This is a genomic window from uncultured Oscillibacter sp., assembly GCF_910584465.1.
In the GTDB taxonomy this organism is placed as follows: Bacteria; Bacillota; Clostridia; order Oscillospirales; family Oscillospiraceae; genus Oscillibacter.
This window is the reverse complement of the sequence record NZ_CAJUBK010000048.1, coordinates 1-16,523: the sequence shown is the minus strand read 5'-3', so window position 1 is coordinate 16,523 and position 16,523 is coordinate 1. Positions and strand designations below refer to the sequence as shown.

18 protein-coding genes are annotated in these 16,523 nt (G+C 67.2%); 14 read left to right on the top strand and 4 right to left on the bottom strand.

The window, feature by feature from the left end; genetic code table 11:
- The 5 genes from QZ332_RS10510 to QZ332_RS10490 form a co-directional block, all read left to right on the top strand.
- Positions 1-314 (top strand): bifunctional ornithine acetyltransferase/N-acetylglutamate synthase (locus QZ332_RS10510; protein ID WP_295765087.1); only part of this gene is annotated, 314 nt, incomplete at its 5' end.
- Between the two features lie 15 nt (positions 315-329).
- Positions 330-1,193 carry an acetylglutamate kinase gene (argB, locus tag QZ332_RS10505; RefSeq protein ID WP_295765085.1) on the top strand — a complete coding sequence of 288 codons (864 nt, stop codon included), beginning with the start codon at positions 330-332 and terminating at the stop codon, positions 1,191-1,193.
- Between the two features lie 3 nt (positions 1,194-1,196).
- The gene (locus QZ332_RS10500; protein ID WP_295765083.1) at positions 1,197-2,375 is read left to right on the top strand and encodes an aspartate aminotransferase family protein; all 1,179 of its coding nucleotides are present in this window, start codon (positions 1,197-1,199) and stop codon (positions 2,373-2,375) included.
- A 70-nt stretch (positions 2,376-2,445) separates the two neighbouring features.
- Positions 2,446-3,435 carry an ornithine carbamoyltransferase gene (argF, locus tag QZ332_RS10495; RefSeq protein ID WP_295765081.1) on the top strand — a complete coding sequence of 330 codons (990 nt, stop codon included), beginning with the start codon at positions 2,446-2,448 and terminating at the stop codon, positions 3,433-3,435.
- 81 nt (positions 3,436-3,516) lie between these two features.
- Positions 3,517-3,789: a hypothetical protein gene (locus tag QZ332_RS10490; RefSeq protein ID WP_295765079.1), complete on the top strand. Its 273-nt coding sequence runs from the start codon at positions 3,517-3,519 to the stop codon at positions 3,787-3,789.
- Between the two features lie 125 nt (positions 3,790-3,914).
- Here QZ332_RS10490 and abc-f read toward each other — a convergent pair whose 3' ends face one another.
- Positions 3,915-5,378, bottom strand: coding sequence for a ribosomal protection-like ABC-F family protein (gene abc-f / locus QZ332_RS10485; protein WP_295765078.1), 1,464 nt, complete (start codon positions 5,376-5,378; stop codon positions 3,915-3,917).
- 259 nt (positions 5,379-5,637) lie between these two features.
- A complete protein-coding gene (locus QZ332_RS10480; protein WP_295765076.1) occupies positions 5,638-5,904 on the bottom strand; it encodes a helix-turn-helix domain-containing protein in 267 nt (88 codons plus the stop codon).
- Positions 5,905-6,159: 255 nt separating this feature from the next.
- Between QZ332_RS10480 and QZ332_RS10475 the strand changes: the two genes are divergently transcribed.
- A complete protein-coding gene (locus QZ332_RS10475; protein ID WP_295765073.1) occupies positions 6,160-8,241 on the top strand; it encodes a serine hydrolase in 2,082 nt (693 codons plus the stop codon).
- Between the two features lie 257 nt (positions 8,242-8,498).
- Here QZ332_RS10475 and QZ332_RS10470 read toward each other — a convergent pair whose 3' ends face one another.
- The gene (locus QZ332_RS10470) at positions 8,499-8,927 is read right to left on the bottom strand and encodes a hypothetical protein (RefSeq protein WP_295765070.1); all 429 of its coding nucleotides are present in this window, start codon (positions 8,925-8,927) and stop codon (positions 8,499-8,501) included.
- A 211-nt stretch (positions 8,928-9,138) separates the two neighbouring features.
- On the opposite strand from QZ332_RS10470, the gene murI reads away from it, so the two are divergent.
- The 6 genes from murI (at position 9,139) to QZ332_RS10440 (ending at position 14,891) form a co-directional block, all read left to right on the top strand.
- On the top strand, positions 9,139-9,954 hold the full coding sequence (murI, locus tag QZ332_RS10465; protein WP_295765066.1) for a glutamate racemase: 816 nt from the start codon (positions 9,139-9,141) through the stop codon (positions 9,952-9,954).
- Complete coding sequence (locus QZ332_RS10460) at positions 9,941-10,411, top strand: DUF1934 domain-containing protein (RefSeq protein ID WP_295765064.1); 471 nt, start codon at positions 9,941-9,943, stop codon at positions 10,409-10,411. The genes murI and QZ332_RS10460 overlap by 14 nt, the downstream gene beginning before the upstream one ends.
- 34 nt (positions 10,412-10,445) lie before the next feature.
- Complete coding sequence (argS, locus tag QZ332_RS10455) at positions 10,446-12,194, top strand: arginine--tRNA ligase (RefSeq protein WP_295765062.1); 1,749 nt, start codon at positions 10,446-10,448, stop codon at positions 12,192-12,194.
- A 123-nt stretch (positions 12,195-12,317) separates the two neighbouring features.
- Positions 12,318-12,851 (top strand): DUF6512 family protein, encoded by a 534-nt coding sequence (locus QZ332_RS10450; protein WP_295765060.1) that lies wholly within the window; start codon positions 12,318-12,320, stop codon positions 12,849-12,851.
- 106 nt (positions 12,852-12,957) lie between these two features.
- Positions 12,958-13,671: a 5-bromo-4-chloroindolyl phosphate hydrolysis family protein gene (locus tag QZ332_RS10445; RefSeq protein ID WP_295765059.1), complete on the top strand. Its 714-nt coding sequence runs from the start codon at positions 12,958-12,960 to the stop codon at positions 13,669-13,671.
- 41 nt (positions 13,672-13,712) lie between these two features.
- Positions 13,713-14,891, top strand: a complete 1,179-nt coding sequence (locus tag QZ332_RS10440; RefSeq protein WP_295765057.1) for a toxic anion resistance protein — start codon at positions 13,713-13,715, stop codon at positions 14,889-14,891.
- Between the two features lies 1 nt (position 14,892).
- On the opposite strand, the gene QZ332_RS10435 is transcribed toward QZ332_RS10440, so the two are convergent.
- Positions 14,893-15,141, bottom strand: a complete 249-nt coding sequence (locus QZ332_RS10435) for a hypothetical protein (protein ID WP_295765055.1) — start codon at positions 15,139-15,141, stop codon at positions 14,893-14,895.
- A gap of 71 nt (positions 15,142-15,212) precedes the next feature.
- Between QZ332_RS10435 and QZ332_RS10430 the strand changes: the two genes are divergently transcribed.
- Complete coding sequence (locus QZ332_RS10430) at positions 15,213-15,449, top strand: helix-turn-helix domain-containing protein (RefSeq protein WP_295765053.1); 237 nt, start codon at positions 15,213-15,215, stop codon at positions 15,447-15,449.
- Between the two features lie 4 nt (positions 15,450-15,453).
- The coding region (locus QZ332_RS10425; RefSeq protein WP_295765051.1) for a TPM domain-containing protein at positions 15,454-16,523 on the top strand (1,070 nt) is incomplete at its 3' end.

Below are 16,523 nucleotides of genomic sequence, written 5' to 3'. Positions count from 1 at the left end.
CCTCCACCCTGACCAAGGCCGCCATCTTCGGCGCGGACGCCAACTGGGGCCGGGTCCTGTGCGCCATGGGCTACTCCGGGGAGGAGTTCGACCCGGACAAGGTGACGGTCCGCTTCGCCAGCGCCGCCGGGGAGGTCCAGGTCTGCGCCCAGGGCCGGGGGCTGGACTTCGATGAGGACCTCGCCAAGAAGATCCTCACGGAGCACGACGTGGAGATCGACATCACCATGGAGGAAGGCGCGGCCTCGTGCACCTGCTGGGGCTGCGACATCACCTACGACTATATCAAGATCAACGGGGATTACCGGACATGAGGGGGGGCGGACGCTATGTCTTCCCATGAACAGCAGGCCCAGACGCTGGTCGAGGCCCTGCCCTATATCCAAAAATACACCGGCAAGACCATCGTCATCAAATACGGCGGCAACGCCATGACCTCCGACAGCCTGCGCCGCTCCGTCATGACGGACATCGTCCTGCTGACCCTGGTGGGCATCCGGGTGGTGGTGGTCCACGGCGGCGGGCCGGAGATCTCCGCCATGCTGAAGATGATCGGCCATGAGTCCAGGTTCGTGGACGGCCTGCGGTACACGGACGCGACCACGATGGACGTGGTGCAGTCCATCCTCTGCGGCAAGGTCAACAAGGACCTGGTGGCCCAGCTGGGCCGCTTGGGCGGGAAAGCCGTGGGCCTGTGCGGCCTGGACGGGGACCTGTTCCAGGCCGTCCGGCTGGACGAGCGGTACGGCCTCGTGGGCAGGATCACCGGCGTGGACCCCTCCACCGTGGAGAACGCCCTCCAGGCCGGGTATATCCCCATCGTATCCACCGTGGCCCGGGGCGTGGACGCGGACACCGCTTACAACGTCAACGCGGACACCGCCGCCGCAAGGTTAGCGCAGGCCCTGAGGGCGGAGAAGCTGATCTTGCTGACGGACGTCCGGGGCCTTCTGCGGGACCCCGGGGACGAGGAGACGCTGATCCATGTGGTCCGCACGGAGGAAGTGCCGGGGCTGGTGGACGAGGGCGTCATCTCCGGGGGCATGATCCCCAAGATGCAGTGCTGCGTGGACGCCGTCCACGGCGGCGTGGAGCGGGTCCACATCCTGGACGGCCGCATCCCGCATTCGATCTTGATCGAGCTGCTCTCCGACGAGGGCATCGGCACCATGATGAAAAAGGAGGAGCATTGAGCCATGACTTCGGAACAGATCAAGGGCCTGACCCATCAGTATGTGATGAACACCTACGGACGCTTCCCCGTGGTCCTGGACCACGGCCAGGGGGCCACCGTCTACGATCCCGAGGGGAACGAATACATCGACTTCACCAGCGGCATCGGCGTCACCGCCCTGGGCTATGGCTGCCAGCCCTGGGTGGACGCCGTCACGGCCCAGGCCAAGAAGCTGGGCCACACCTCCAACCTCTTCTACACCGAGCCCCCCGCCAAGCTGGCGGAGCTCTTGTGCAAACGCACCGGCGAGAGCTGCGTCTTCTTCGCCAACGGCGGCGGCGAGGCCAACGAGGGCATGATCAAGCTGGCCCGGAAGTACAGCTTCGACAAATACGGCCAGGGCCGTTCCACCATCGTCACCCTGAAGAACTCCTTCCACGGCCGGACCATCACCACCCTGGAGGCCACGGGCCAGGAGGTGTTCCACAACTACTTCTTCCCCTTCACCCAGGGCTTCCGCTACGCCGAGGCCGACAGCCTCGAGGCCCTGAAGGCCGAGGACAAGGGCGACGTCTGCGCCGTCATGCTGGAGCTGGTCCAGGGCGAGGGCGGCGTGCTCCCCCTGGACAAGGGCTATGTCAAGGCCGTGGAGGCGCTGTGCGCGGAGAAGGACTGGCTGCTGCTGATCGACGAGGTCCAGACCGGCGTGGGCCGGACGGGCACGCTGTTCGCCTTCCAGCAGTACGGCATCCTCCCCGACGTATGCTCCTTCGCCAAGGGCATCGCCGGCGGCCTGCCCATGAGCGGCATCATGGCCAATGAAAAGTGCAAGGACGTGCTGGGCCCCGGTATGCACGCCACCACCTTCGGCGCGAACCCCGTGTGCGCCGCCGCGGGCCTGGTGGTCCAGGACATCCTCAGCGACGCCTTCTTGAAGGAGGTCCAGGAGAAGGGCGAGTATCTCCGCGGGGGCATCGAGGCGCTGGGCCTGCCCTGCCTGGGCAAGACCCGGGGCCTGGGGCTGATGATCGGCGTGGCGGTCAAGGACGGCTATACCAACAAGGAGATCGCTGGCGAGCTGATCGCGAACGGCCTGCTGGTCCTCACCGCCGGCCCCGGCCTGCGGCTGCTGCCGCCCCTGGTCATCACCAAGGAGGAGATGGACAAGGGCCTGGCCATCATGAAGAAGGTCTTGGCATAAGCAGGAGACCATGGGATGATAAAAGTGAGGCCCGGCGCGTCCCGGGCCTCACTCTTGATTTGACGGAGGGATGAGCGATATGGACCAAAAGCACTTTTTGAAGCTGCTGGACTTCAGCCCGGCGGAGATCGGGCAGTTCCTGGACACGGCGGCAGACCTCAAGGCCAAGAAAAAAGCGGGCGTCCCCCACAGGTATCTGGAGGGGAAGAACGTGGCGCTGATCTTCGAGAAGACCTCCACCCGGACCCGGTGCGCCTTCGAGGTGGCGGCCCGGGACCTGGGCATGGGCAGTACATACCTGGGGCCCACCGGCTCTCAGATCGGCGTGAAGGAGTCCATCGCCGACACCGCCCGGGTGCTGGGGCGGATGTATGACGGCATCGAGTACCGGGGGTTCGGGCAGTCCATCGTGGAGGAGCTGGCGGCCCACGCGGGGGTCCCGGTGTTCAACGGGCTGACCGACGAGTTCCACCCCACCCAGATCCTGGCGGACTTCCTGACCATCCGGGAGCACTTCGGGGCGCTCCAGGGCGTGAAGCTGGTCTATTTGGGGGACGCCCGTTTCAACATGGGCAACTCCCTGATGGTGGGCTGCGCCAAGATGGGCATGGACTTCGTGGCCTGCGCCCCAAGCGCCTACCTGCCGGACCGGGCCCTGACGGAGACCTGCCGGGCGGCAGCGCAGGAGACCGGGGCCTCCCTCTCCTTTATCGAGGACCCCATGGAGGCGGTCAAGGACGCGGACGTGCTCTATACGGACGTGTGGGTCTCCATGGGCGAACCGGCGGAGGTCTGGGAGGAGCGCATCGCCGCCCTGGGCCCCTATCAGGTGACGAAGGCCCTGATGGACGCCGCCGGGCCCCAGTGCCGCTTCATGCACTGCCTGCCCGCCTATCACGACCATGAGACGAAGGTGGGCCGGGAGATGGGCGAGCGCTTCGGCCGGGAGGCCATGGAGGTGACGGACGAGGTCTTCGAGTCCCCCCGGTCCATCGTCTTCGACGAGGCGGAGAACCGGATGCACACCATCAAGGCCGTGATGTACGAACTGATGAAATAAGCGCCCCGCAGGTATATTTTTCCCGGCGGCCTGGAAAACTGGAACTATCGATCTGCAATACACAGGAGGTTTGTGAGCGAGATGGTGAAAGGTATCTCCAGGAGAGTGGTCGTGGTGGACTCCCCCGACCAGCGGTTTTTTGAACAGGCGATCTTCATCGTGCGCAACGACGCCGCCGGAGAGGGCGTGACGTCGAAGGAGCTGGTGGAGGAGGCCCGCCGGGTGGCCCGGAACTACGCCGGGGGCGACCACGGGAGGTTCAGCCGGGCATGGCGGGACCTGAGCCCGGCGGTCTATACCCTGATGGGCGCGGCGGCGATCGGACTGCTGTGGCTCATCGTGGCGCTGATGTGAGCAGGCAGGGGCGCTCCTCCCTCGGGAGGGGCGCCCCTGTTCAGAGCGTCGAAAAAGCAGTGGAGCTTACATCGACGGGAGGGAAGGGATCCACGGGAGGGGCCCAGGGAGGGCCCCTCTTGTTTTTACAGCCGGATCGTCTTGGTCGCCACGGCCTCCTGGAAGGCCCGGTCGTGCTCCACGAAGAGCATGGTGGGCCGGGACTGCTCCAGCAGCGCCTCGATCTGGAGGCGGGCGTCGATGTCCAGGAAGTTCAGCGGCTCGTCCCAGACATACAGGTGCGCCTGTTCGCAGAGGCTCTGGGCGATCAGCACCTTCTTCTTCTGGCCCTCGGAGTAGTCCGCCAGGTCCCGGTCGAACTGCTCCCGGGAGAGGCCCAGCTTGCGCAGGATGGCCTTGCACCGGCTCTCGTCCAGGCCCCGCGCCCGGATGGACTCCGTCAGGCCGCCCCGGAGGGCGGACGTGTCCTGGGGCACGTAAGAGATCTTCAGCCCCGCGGCCAGGGCCAGCTCCCCCGTGTACCGGATGGGCCCGCCCAGCAGCAGCTTCAAAAGGCTGCTCTTGCCGCTGCCGTTGGGGCCCTCCAGCGCCGCCCGCTCGCCCTGCTCCAGGGAGAAGGACAGCGGTCCGCAGGCCCGGCGGTCCCCGTACCAGATCTCCAGCTCCGAACAGCGGACCGATACCCTGGCGTGGTGGTCCAGGGGGGAGAGCTTCAGCGCCTCCGCCGTCTCCCGGTCCTTCAGCAGCCCCGCCTTCTCCTCCAGGGCCTTCTCCTGCCGGGCGGCCAGGGACTTGGCCCGCTTCATCATCTTGGCGGACTTATGGCCCACGAAGCCCTTGTCATAGGCCCCGATCTTGGACGCCTCCACCCGGTCGGACCAGAGGGAGGTCCGTGCCGCCGCCTGCCGCAGGCGCTTGACGTCCTTGCGGAGGCGTTCGTCCTGGGCCTCCTCGGACCGCTGCCGGCGGTCGAACTCCTCCTGCCAGGTGGAGTAGTCCCCGCCCTGGACCTGGATGCCCGAGCGGTTCAGGGACAGGATGTGGTCCACACAGCCGTCCAGGAAGCGGCGGTCGTGGGACACCAGGATGAAGCCCCTCTGCCGCCGGAGGTAAGCCGCCGCCAGCTCCCGCCCCCGGGCGTCCAGATGGTTCGTGGGCTCGTCGATGAGGGGGAAGCGGCCCTGGCGCAGGAACAGCGCCGCCAGGAGGACCTTGGTCCGCTCCCCGTTGGAGAGGGTGGAGAAGGGCCGCCAGAGGGCCTCCTCCTCCACGCCCAGCGCCGCCAGCTCCTTGGGGAAGCGCCAGCTCTCCGCATCGGGGCACAGCTCCTCCAGGACCTGTGCCGTCATGCGCGCCGGGTCCGGGACGGGGGAGGGGAAGTAGTCGAAGGGGACGGAGGAGGCCAGCGTCCCGCTGTCGGGGGCGTGCTCCCCCAGCAGCAGCCGGAGGAGGGTGGTCTTCCCCCGGCCGTTCCGGCCGATGAGGCCCAGCTTCCAGTCGGTGTCGATCTGGAAGGAAGCGCCCTCGAAGACGGGGTAGGGACTGCCGGGATAAGAAAAGGTCAGGTCTTTCGCCTGGATCATAGACATACGCGTCATCTCCTTGCCGTGAAAAGATGAAGACCGCGGGAAGACCTCCCGCGGCCCGTCACAGCACGACATGAGCCGCCCCAAAAACGGGCGGCAGGACGGTATGGCGGAAGGGCTGGGAACGAGAGGACTTCTCCGCGCGGCGGCACGCTGCCGCCCCGGCCCCGCACATGGCGGCGCCGGGAACCAAAGGACTTGGTTTTCAGCAGGAAGTCATTCTCACGTTCCCACCCCTTCCAATCTGTTCAGGGGGAGTATATCACGGCTTGGCCCCGCCGTCAAGCTCCTCGGCGCCCAAAAGCTGATCCACGGATACCCGCAGCACCCGGGCGAAGATCAGGAGCTCATAATCGGGGACGAAGCGGGTCCCGATCTCGATCCGGCTGATGCTGTCCCGCTCCAGCGTCACCCCGGACAGCTGCATCCTGGCCGCCAGATCCTCCTGGGTCAGGCGGCGCTTCTTCCGGGCTGCCCGGATGCGGTCCCCGGAGATGTTCTTTTTCCCGTTGTAATCATAGATCTTCATCAGGATCCTCCCTCCGTCATTCGCTAAAGTTCAGAATTTTTCTTGACTTTAGCATGTCCGGAGAGTATCCTTGTGTTAAACATCAGAATTTGGCCGGTATTCCCCGGCCGGACGCCTGCCCCGGGGGGACGGGAGGCACGGGATCGAAAATTTAACGTTTTATCTCTTGACTTTCCCCCTGGTGGAAGGTGTATCCTGATACAGCAGATTTCGAAGGCGCCCCGGCGGGAGAGCCGGAGCGGGAAAGGGAACGACATGAAACAGAAGATCCAGACCCTCAGTGCGCTGCTGCTGGCCCTGGCCTTGAGCCTGAGCCTCTCTGTCCCCGCCCTGGCGGCGGAGCAGGACGGGGCCGCCGGCGCCAAGGCCGCTGCCGAGGCCGCCATGACCTACGGCCAGGCCGCCCAGATCGCCTGGGCGGTATGGCAGGACGGGGAGATCGCGGAGAGCGGCAGCAGCGTCCCGCCGTCCTCGGAGGCTCCCGCCGGCGGCAAGGACCTCTATGGCGTGGGATCCGTCAGCAAGATCTACACCACCGTGGCCGTGATGCAGCTGGCCGAGCGGGGGGAGCTGTCCCTGGACGAGCCGGTCACCGCCTATCTGCCCGCGTTCAAGATGGCGGACCCCCGCTATCAGGACATCACCGTCCGGATGCTGCTGGACCACTCCTCCGGCCTGATGGGCTCCAGCATGAGCAGCGCCCTGCTCTTGGAGGACGCCAGCACCGCGGCGGCGGACCGGCTGCTGGACGTGCTGGCCGGGCAGCGGCTCAAGGCGGATCCCGGCGCGTACAGCGTTTACTGCAACGACGGGTTCACCCTGGCCGAGCTGGTGGTGGAAGCGGTCTCGGGCATGGACTTCGAGGCGTACCTCCAGGAGAACGTCTTCGCCCCCGCCGGGCTGGAGGAGACCTATACCCCCGCGGGGATCCTGGGCGGGGACGCCAGGGACCGGGTCGTCGATGCCTACCAGGCGGGGGAGAGCGGCCCCATGCCCATGGACTGCCTGGGCATCGTGGGCGCCGGCGGGATCTACGCCACGGCGGAGGACCTGGCCCGCTTCGGCGGCGCGCTGACGGGCGGGGAGCTGCTGGGAGGAGCCTCCCTGGACGCCATGGCCGCGCCGGAGTACGCCAGGGGCCTCTGGCCGGAGGAGGGCCCGGACGCGCTGGCCTTCGGGCTGGGCTGGGACAACGTGGAGTGGTATCCCTTCGCCCAGAGCGGCATCACCGCCCTGGTGAAGGGCGGCGACACCCAGTATTACCATGCGGGCCTGGTGGTCCTGCCGGAGCATGATCTGGCGGCGGCGGTGGTCAGCTCCGGCGGCGTGTCCACGTACGATGAGCTGGCGGCCTCCATGATGCTGGTGGAGGCGCTGGAGGCCAAGGGCGTGGAGGTGGACCAGACGCCGCTGGCCCTGCCGGAGGCCGAGCCCGCCGCCATGCCCGAGGAGCTGACGGAGCTCTCCGGCTATTACGCCTCGCTGTATACCTACAAGATCGACGTGGCGAAGGACGGGGAGCTGACGCTGCACTACACGACCATGCCGGGCGTCCCGGACCAGGTCTTCACCTATCACAGCGACGGCTCGTTCCGGGACGAGGAGGGGACCGCCGCCGTGTACCTGGTGGAGGAGGACAACGGCCAGACCTATCTCCGCCAATGGACCTTCACGGATCTCCCCGGCCTGACCGGCCTGCCCGGGAACAGCTATACCGCCATGAAGCTGCCGGAGAACGAGATCTCCCCGGAGCTCCAGGCCCTTTGGGACACGCGGATGAGCGAGACCAGCGTGGTCCCCGTGAACGAGCGGTACAGCTCCCAGGTGTACGCCGTCCTCGGCGCGGCCATGGCGGCCGAGGCGGCGCAGGACGTCCCCGCGCCGGAGAGCGTCCCGGGCTACACCGGGTCCATGAAGATCGTGGACGAGGACCATGCCCAGTACGCCCCCCAGATCCCCGGCACCGCGGGCCGGGACGGCGTGGACGTGACGTTCCGCCGGGACGGGGACGGCGTGCTCTGGATGGAGCAGTCCAATGGCAGCGTGGCCATGGATCTGGAGGCGGTGCCGGAGCTCTCCATCGGGAAGGATGGCCGCGCCGCCTGCACGGTCGGGCCGGACGGCTATGCCCGCTGGTATAAGATCGGGGCCGGCGCCGCCGGGAAGACCATGACGGTCCAACTGCCGGAGGACGCCGGGTTCTGGGTCTACGACAGCGAGGGCGGCATCGCGGCCTCCTCCGTCCTGAGGGGGGACCGTTCCGTGGAGCTGCCGGAGGACGGGCTGGCGGTCTTCGCCGGGGATCCCGGCGCAGCGTTCCGGATGACGTTCCGATAAGCCCGGGAGCGGGCCTTGGATCGATACCGATAAGGGATGGAAGAGATGAGGAGGCCCTCCGCCAGCGGCGGAGGGCCTCCTTTCAGAATGTCAAAAAAGTAGGGAGGACTCCATCGACGGGAAGGAGGAGCGTTACGAGAGGGACCCAGGAAGGGTCCCTCTCGTTTTCGATAAAAAAGTTTTCAGGACTTTCAAAAAAGTCCTGAAAACTTGCTCAGGCTGTCGAAAAGACGTTTTCGACAGCCTGGGGCCGCCCGTCATACGGGCGGCCCGGACTCGTCCAGGTCGATGGAGATGTGCTCCGTGCCGTGTTCGTCGAACTCGTCCAGATAGGTGTCGATGCGTTCCATGAGGGCCCCGTAGTTCTCCCGCGTCAGGGGCTCGCCGTCCAGGTCCCGCAGGGCCAGCTCCTCCGCCAGGATCTCATAGAAGACCACGTCCTCATAGTTCTCGATGGCCTCGTGGATGCCGCCGTTGGCGAAGGCCCGGGAGGGGATCAGCTCCCCCTGGTACAGCTCTACCAGCTTCTTCATGCCCAGGCGGAGGCAGTGGGAGAAGATCAGGCTCTCCACCTGGTCGTATTCTTTGATGCGGTCGTCCTCCCTGGTGGAATTGAGCACCCAGTTGCCTATGTAGACCAGGTCCAGCAGATAGCGGTACTGTCGTTCCGTCAGCTCGATTTTCATGGCGATGCCCCCTCCTAACGGCGCCGATGGCGGCGGATCTTTGCATACGGCTTGATTATAACAGACCGGGAGGGAAAATTCCAGATAAAAAAGAGGGCAAAAAGACTAAAATCTGTCTTGCGGCCAACGGGCTCTCATAGTATAATACATAACTCAGAGCGATTTGCGCCGGGAGGCCCCTCCGGCCTCCTGGATGAGAGGAGTGACGGCAATGGATACACGTCCCATCGGCGTGTTCGACTCCGGCCTCGGCGGCCTGACGGCGGTGCGGGTCCTGCGGCGCATCCTGCCGGAGGAGGATCTGATCTATTTCGGCGACACCGCCCGCGTCCCTTACGGAGGCCGCTCCCGGGAGACCCTGCTGAGGTACGCCCGGCAGGACCTGCGCTTCCTCCGGTCCTTCGACCTCAAGGCGGTGGTCATCGCCTGCGGCACCGTGTCCACCACCTCCCTGGACACCCTCCAGGCGGAGAACGACCTGCCCATCGTGGGCGTGGTGGAGCCTGCCTGCCGCCGGAGCCTGGCGGTGACGCAGAGCCGCCGGGTGGGCACGATCGCCACCCTGGCCTCCGTCCGCTCCGGGGCCTATGAGGCGGCGCTGCGGCGGCTGGACCCGGAGGTGGAGGTCTTCTGCCGGCCCTGCCCGCTGTTCGTCCCCCTGGTGGAGAACGGGCGCTTCCGGCCCGGGGACGTGGTCATTGAGACCGTGGCGCGGGAGTACCTGGCCCCCGTGCTGGAGTGGGGGGCGGACACGCTGATCCTGGGCTGCACCCACTATCCGCTTTTGGAGGACGTGATCGCCCAGATCTGCGGGCCGGGGGTCGCCCTGGTCTCCGCGGGGGAGGAGTCCGCCTTCGAGCTCAAGCGCCTGCTCACATCCCGGGGGCTCCGGGCCCCGTCGGGGCGGCGGGGGTCGGCGGAGTTCTACGTCAGCGACCGGGCGGAGGATTTCGAGGGCGTGGCCTCCCTGTTTTTGCAGGAGGACATCCATCACATGGCACGGAGGATCGACATTGACCAGTATTGAGACGAACAGGCTGCCCGTCCTGCTGACCATCCGGGCGGAGCAGCGGTACGAGGACATGGAGCCCGACGGCGTGGAGCTGATGACCGAGGGCACGCTGGAGCCGGTGGAGGGGGGCGGGCTGCTCCTGTCCTATCAGGAGAGCGCGCTCACCGGCCTGGAGGGCACCACCACCACCTTCGAGGTCCGGGGCCCCCGGGTCATCCTGACCCGGACCGGGGGCGTGAACTCCCAGATGGTCTTCGAGGAGGGGAAGCAGCACACCTCCCTCTATGAGACCCCCTTCGGCGAGCTGGCGGTGGACATCCAGACCCGCCGCCTCCGCCACAGCCTGACGGAACAGGGGGGGCTGATGGATCTGCAGTACTCCATCTCCGTGGACCACTCCGTCACCGGGCGGAACGCCTTCAAGATCCGCGTCAGGCGGAAGCATGAGGCCCGGAGGGACGGGCAGGACTGATACGAAAGACACCGAGAAGAAAGAGGTTGTTTCCATGACGAACATGATCCAAAGCGCGAAGGACCAGGCCGCGGCCCTGGCCATGGCGGCCTATCGGGCGGCGGCCGCGGACGGGGCCCTGCCCCAGGCGGAGGTCCCGGCCGTCCCGGTGGAGATCCCCCGCGACGCCGCCAACGGCGACTTCACCACCACCTTTGCCCTGGCGGCTTCCAAGGCCCTGCGCCGGCCTCCCCGGAGCATCGCCCAGGCCCTGCTGGAGCACCTGGAGCTGGAGGGGAGCTATTTCGCCTCCGCCGAGATCGCCGGGCCGGGCTTCCTGAACCTGCGCCTGAGCGGGCGCTGGTACGAGGAGGTCTGCGCCGCCGTGGAGCGGGAGGACGGGGAGTACGGCCGCTCCGACATCCTCAAGGGCCAGAAGATCATGGTGGAGTTCGTCTCCGCCAACCCCACCGGCCCCATGCACATGGGCAACGCCCGGGGCGGCGTGCTGGGGGACACCCTGGCCTCCGTGCTCTCCGCCTGCGGGGCGGAGGTCAGCCGGGAGTTCTACGTCAACGACGCCGGGCACCAGATCGACAAGTTCGCCCGCTCCATCTACGCCCGGGCCATGCAGCTCACCGTGGGGGAGGACGCCTATGCCTTCCCGGAGGACGGCTATCAGGGCGACGACATCCGGGAGCTGGCGGAGGGCTTCCTGGCCCAGGCAGGGGGAGGCTTCCCCGGCGGGAAGGACGAGGCGGCGTGGATGGACGCCATGGCGGAGTACGGCCTGTCCGTGAACCTGCCGAAGATGGAGGCGGACCTGCGGCGCTACAAGATCGAGTACGACACCTGGTTCTATGAGTCCAGCCTCCACAGCAGCGGGGCGGTGGCCGAGACGGCGGAGCGCCTGCGCGAGGCGGGCTGGACCTATGAGAAGGACGGGGCCCTCTGGCTCCGGACCGCCGACATCCTGCGCCAGCAGCTCCGCAAGGCCGGGAAGGGGGAGGCGGACATCGAGAAGCTGGACCTGAAGGACGACGTGCTCCGCCGGGCCAACGGGTTCTACACCTATTTCGCCGCCGACATCGCCTATCACCGGGACAAGTTCGAGACCCGGGGCTTCGACCGGGCGATCGACGTCTGGGGCGCGGACCACCATGGCCATGTGGCCCGGCTGAAGGGCGCGCTGGACGCCCTGGGCCTGGACGGCTCCGGGAAGCTGGACATCGTGCTGATGCAGCTGGTGAAGCTGCTGCGGGACGGCGAGCTGGTGAAGATGAGCAAGCGCACCGGCAAGGCCATCTCCCTGCGCGACCTGCTGGACGAGGTGCCGGTGGACGCCGCCCGGTGGTTCTTCAACGCCAAGCCGGACACCCAGATGGACTTCGACCTGGGACTGGCCGTCCGGGAGGACTCGGAGAACCCCATCTACTACGTGGAGTACGCCCACGCCCGCATCTGCTCCCTGGTGGAGAAGCTGGCCCGGGAGGGGCTGGCCGTCCCCGCTCCGGGGGCGGCGGACCTGAGCCTGCTGACGGCGGAGGCGGAGCGGATGCTCATCAAGCAGCTCGCTGCCTGGCCGGACACCATCCGCGCGGCGGCGCGGGCCTACGACCCCTCCCACGTCAACCGCTACCTGATGGAGCTGGCGGGCCATTTCCACCGCTTCTATACCGCGTGCCGCATCCGGGAGGAGGCCCCCGCCCTGGCGGCGGCCCGGCTGCGGCTGGCGGACGACGCCCGCATCGTGCTGAAGAACGGGCTCGCCCTCATCGGCGTGGACGCGCCGGAGCATATGTGAAGATCCGGGGCCGCGCCGGACCGCGCGGCCCCGCGCGCCCCCGGGCGTATCATCTCCCTGGTCCCTGCATATACTGGAGGGGCGGCGTTCGGCCGCGACTTTTCCTGCGGGGAGGCTGGGGCCATGGAGCGGAGGCTGTTTTTCTGGGAGCTGGGGGGCTTCCTGTTCACCGGGGCGCTGGGGACCCTGCTCCATTTCGTCTATGAGTGGAGCGGCGGCAGCATGCTGGCGGGGGCCTTCTCCGCCGTCAACGAGTCCACCTGGGAGCACATGAAGATGCTGTTCGTGCCCATCTTCCTGTGCTCCGTGGTCCAGGTCTGCCTGACGGGGCGGAACTATCCGGACCTGCCGGCGGTCCGGGCCGTCAGCGCCCTGACGGGGCTGGCGCTGATCCCGGTGCTGTTCTATACCTACACCGGGATCCTGGGCCGGGACGTGGTCTGGGCGGACATCGCCATCTTCTTCCTGGCGGACCTGGGGGCCTTTTCCCTGGACTTCGCCCTGCTCCGGCGGGGGCGGCTCTCCTCCGGCTGGCAGCAGATCCTGGGGCTGGCGGTGCTGTGGGGGCTGGCGTTCTGCTTCGTCTGGTGCACCTTCCGCCCGGTCCGCCTGCCCCTGTGGCAAGATCCGGTGACGGGGATCTATGGCATCCCGTGAAAACGCCCGCCCGGGCGTTTTTCGTTTATTTACATTCCCCGGCTTGACCGCCGGGCCATCGGGGGAGTATAATGAGAGGACATATCCAAGGATCGGAGGATCGCTTATGACAGCCGGTGAACGAAGACCCGTCGCGCCCTTCTACGCCGTGGCGGCGCTGTGGCTGCTGGGCGGGCTGGCCCTGCCCTTGTATACGGATACGGGCCTGATCCTGATGGCCCTGGTGTCGGCGGCCGTGTTCTTCCTGACCGGCCGGCTCTGCCGGGGCGCGGGGACCGTGGCCGGGACGGAGGGGGAGGCGAAGGCCGCATCGAAGGAGGGGGCCGCTCCCCCCGCCGGGGACACGGAGCTGGACAGGATGCTCCGGGACGGGGACCTGGCCCTGCGGGAGATGGAGCGCCTGGACGGCAGCATCGCCGACCCCGGCGTCTCCGCCGACATCGTCCGGCTGCGGCAGGTCTCGGCCAAGATCTTCCAGGCCGTGAAGGACGACCCCGCCAAGCTGCCCCAGATCCGGAAGTTCATGGACTACTACCTGCCCACCACCTTGAAGCTGCTGAACGCCTATGACCGCATGAGCGGCACGGGGGTCTCCGGCGAGAACATCGACGGGACCAAGACCAAGGTGGAGGACATGCTGAAGACCATCGTCAAAGCCTTCGAGAAGCAGCTGGACGCCCTCTTCGGGGCCGACGCCCTGGACGTCTCCGCCGACATCCAGGTGATGGAGACCCTGCTGGCCCGGGAGGGGCTGAAGGAGCCGGAGATGAAGGCCGACGCCGTCCAGGCCGACGGCACGGACATCCGGCTGGAGCTGTGAGGCTGTGAGGAGGATAACATCATCATTGGAGGAGATCGAACATGACAGAAGATAGGATGCCCGAGCTGACCCTGGACCCCGATGCCGCCCAGCAGGCCGTCTCCATCCCCGCGCCGGAGCTGACCCTGGAGCCCGCCGCAACGCCCGCCGCCCCGGCGCCGGAACAGCCGCAGCCCGCGCCGGTGGAGCTGGACGACTCCATGCTGTCCGAGGCGGAGAAGAAGGCGGTGGAGGAGTTCTCCAAGAAGATCGACGTGATGGACTCCGACCTCATCCTCCAGTACGGCGCGGCGGCGCAGAAGAACGTGGCGGGCTTCTCCGAGAGCGCCCTGGCCTCCGTGCGCACCAAGGACCTGGGGGAGATCGGCAAGTCCCTGTCCGAGCTGGTGGTGGAGCTGAAGGGCTTCGGCGAGGAGGAGGAGAAGAAGGGCCTGTTCGGCCGGCTCAAGAAGACCGGGAGCCGGCTGGAGGTCATGAAGGCCCAGTACGCCAAGGTCGAGGGCAACGTGGACAAGATCGCCCGGGAGCTGGAGCAGCATCAGGTGACGCTGCTGAAGGACGTGGCCATGTTCGACCAGATGTACGAGCTGAACCTGAAATATTACAAAGAGCTGACCATGTATATCCTGGCCGGGAAGAAGAAGCTGGCGGCGGTCCGGGCGGACGAGCTCCCCGCCCTCCGGGCCAAGGCCGAGCAGACCGGGGCCCAGGAGGACGCGCAGCGGTACAACGACCTCCAGCAGATGTGCGAGCGGTTCGAGAAGAAGCTCCACGACCTGGAGCTCACCCGGATGATCTCCATCCAGATGGGCCCCCAGACCCGGCTGCTGCAGAACAACGACACCCTCATGGTGGAGAAGATCCAGTCGTCCCTGGTGAACACCATCCCCCTGTGGAAGAGCCAGATGGTGCTGGCCCTGGGCATGGAGCACAGCCGTCAGGCCACCGCCGCCCAGAGCGCCGTGACGGAGATGACCAACGAGCTGCTGAAAAAGAACGCCGACATGCTGAAGATGGGCACCATCCAGACCGCCAAGGAGGCGGAGCGGAGCGTGGTGGACATCGAGACGCTCCAGCACACGAACCAGCAGCTGATCTCCACCCTGGACGAGGTGCTGGGCATCCAGCGGGAGGGCGCGCAGAAGCGCAAGGCCGCCGAGGCGGAGCTGGGCCGCATCGAGGGCGAGCTCCGGGCGAAGCTGCTGGAGCTGCGCAAGTGAGTCAGGGGAGCTCCCGGGCGACGGAGAAGGCGGCCAGGAACATGGCCTCCAGCTCCAGCATCTGGTGCTCCTGACAGGCGTCCTGGTATTTCCCCAGGATCTCCAGCTGCTTGGGGGAGAGGTCCTGCCTGAGGGCGGCCAGGTTCCTGGCCTCCACCTGCTCCGCTTCCTCATAGCTCCGGCAGTCCACGTGCCCCGCGAGGCGCCTGGACTTCGTGAATCCATACAATAGTTCCATAAGATCGTTCATGGGAGAGTCCTCCTATATACAAGATATAGGTATATTAACATACCTGATTAAGGTCTGTCAAGAGGTGTGTCATGGAAATGCTTGCAAAGCGTCTGAAAGGACTGCGGGAGGACCGGCGGATGTACCAGCGGGAGCTGGCGAAGATATTGGGCATGTCCTTCCGGGGCTATCAGAACTACGAGACAGGCCAGAGCGAGCCGAAGCTCGCGACCCTGATCGCCATCGCGGACTACTATCGAGTATCCATCGACTACCTGGTGGGCCGGACGGACGATCCGGACCTCCATACCAGCGGCACAGAGGGATGAGCCTATGAGATTGCTGAAAAAACGCCCCGTGGCGGCGGTCATCATGGTCCTGGCGATCCTGGCGGGCATCGGCCTGGGCCGGGCGAAGCGGCCCGCCGAGGCCGCCCTGACCGGGGACTTCCTGTACCTCGTCCACAACGAGGGCGGCGCCGTCACGCAGGACACCGCCGCCTACATCGAGGCCATGAACGCGTCCCTCTTCGCCCAGACCGGGGCCCAGATCGCCGTGGACGTGGTGCGGACCACCGGGAGCGCGGAGATCGGGGCCTATGCCGAGGAGACCTTCCGGGAGCTGGGCGTCGGGTCCCGGGAGCGGGACAACGGATTGCTGCTGGTGCTGGCCCTGGAGAACGAGTACAACGGCGCGCCGGACGGGGACTATTACCTGGCCTGGGGCAGCGGCTTCAGCTCCGGTCAGCAGGAGCGGCTGGAGGACATCCTCTACGGCACGCTGGAAGATCCCTTTGCCGCCAAGCGGTACGACGACGGGGTCCGCCGCACCTTTGACGCGCTGGTGGCTTATCTGGAAGACCTCTACCGGGTCGATGTCACTGCCGCGCCGCCCTCCCCGGAGGTGACGGGGAACTACCAGACCATCTCCGGCGGCTATCGGTCCACCGGCGGGGCGGTGGCCGTCGGGGCCGTCGTCACCGGGCTGGTGACGCTGGTGATCGTGCTGTTCCTCCTCTGGGTGGTCCTGGACGGGGTGCGCTACCGCCGCTACCGGCGGCGGTATTACGGCCCCACGGTCATCGGCGTCCCGAGGCCGGTGTACTACCCCGTCTTCTGGGGCCGTCCGAGACGGCCCCGGCGGCCCCCGCCGCCTCCCCCGCCCAGGCGGCCCCCCAGAGGGCCCGGCGGCGGCTTCGGGCCCGGCGGCTTCGGCGGCGGCTCCTTCGGGGGCGGCACGGGGAGGCCCCGCTCCGGCGGGGGCTTCGGCCCCGGCAGCTTCGGAGGCGGCAGCTTCGGCGGCGGCGCGGGCCGGGGCGGACGTCCCGGGGGCTTCGGCGGCGGCTCCTGCGGCGGGGGCGCAGGCCGGGGCGGCTTCGGCGGCGGCTCTTTCGGGGGCGGCGC

Coding starts and splice junctions, on each gene's coding strand:
- argB (WP_295765085.1), top strand. CDS start 330: ATGTCTTCCCATGAACAGCAGGCCCAGACGCTGGTCGAGGCCCTGCCC.
- QZ332_RS10500 (WP_295765083.1), top strand. CDS start 1,197: ATGACTTCGGAACAGATCAAGGGCCTGACCCATCAGTATGTGATGAAC.
- argF (WP_295765081.1), top strand. CDS start 2,446: ATGAGCGATATGGACCAAAAGCACTTTTTGAAGCTGCTGGACTTCAGC.
- QZ332_RS10490 (WP_295765079.1), top strand. CDS start 3,517: ATGGTGAAAGGTATCTCCAGGAGAGTGGTCGTGGTGGACTCCCCCGAC.
- abc-f (WP_295765078.1), bottom strand. CDS start 5,378: ATGTCTATGATCCAGGCGAAAGACCTGACCTTTTCTTATCCCGGCAGT.
- QZ332_RS10480 (WP_295765076.1), bottom strand. CDS start 5,904: ATGAAGATCTATGATTACAACGGGAAAAAGAACATCTCCGGGGACCGC.
- QZ332_RS10475 (WP_295765073.1), top strand. CDS start 6,160: ATGAAACAGAAGATCCAGACCCTCAGTGCGCTGCTGCTGGCCCTGGCC.
- QZ332_RS10470 (WP_295765070.1), bottom strand. CDS start 8,927: ATGAAAATCGAGCTGACGGAACGACAGTACCGCTATCTGCTGGACCTG.
- murI (WP_295765066.1), top strand. CDS start 9,139: ATGGATACACGTCCCATCGGCGTGTTCGACTCCGGCCTCGGCGGCCTG.
- argS (WP_295765062.1), top strand. CDS start 10,446: ATGACGAACATGATCCAAAGCGCGAAGGACCAGGCCGCGGCCCTGGCC.
- QZ332_RS10450 (WP_295765060.1), top strand. CDS start 12,318: ATGGAGCGGAGGCTGTTTTTCTGGGAGCTGGGGGGCTTCCTGTTCACC.
- QZ332_RS10445 (WP_295765059.1), top strand. CDS start 12,958: ATGACAGCCGGTGAACGAAGACCCGTCGCGCCCTTCTACGCCGTGGCG.
- QZ332_RS10440 (WP_295765057.1), top strand. CDS start 13,713: ATGACAGAAGATAGGATGCCCGAGCTGACCCTGGACCCCGATGCCGCC.
- QZ332_RS10435 (WP_295765055.1), bottom strand. CDS start 15,141: ATGAACGATCTTATGGAACTATTGTATGGATTCACGAAGTCCAGGCGC.
- QZ332_RS10430 (WP_295765053.1), top strand. CDS start 15,213: ATGGAAATGCTTGCAAAGCGTCTGAAAGGACTGCGGGAGGACCGGCGG.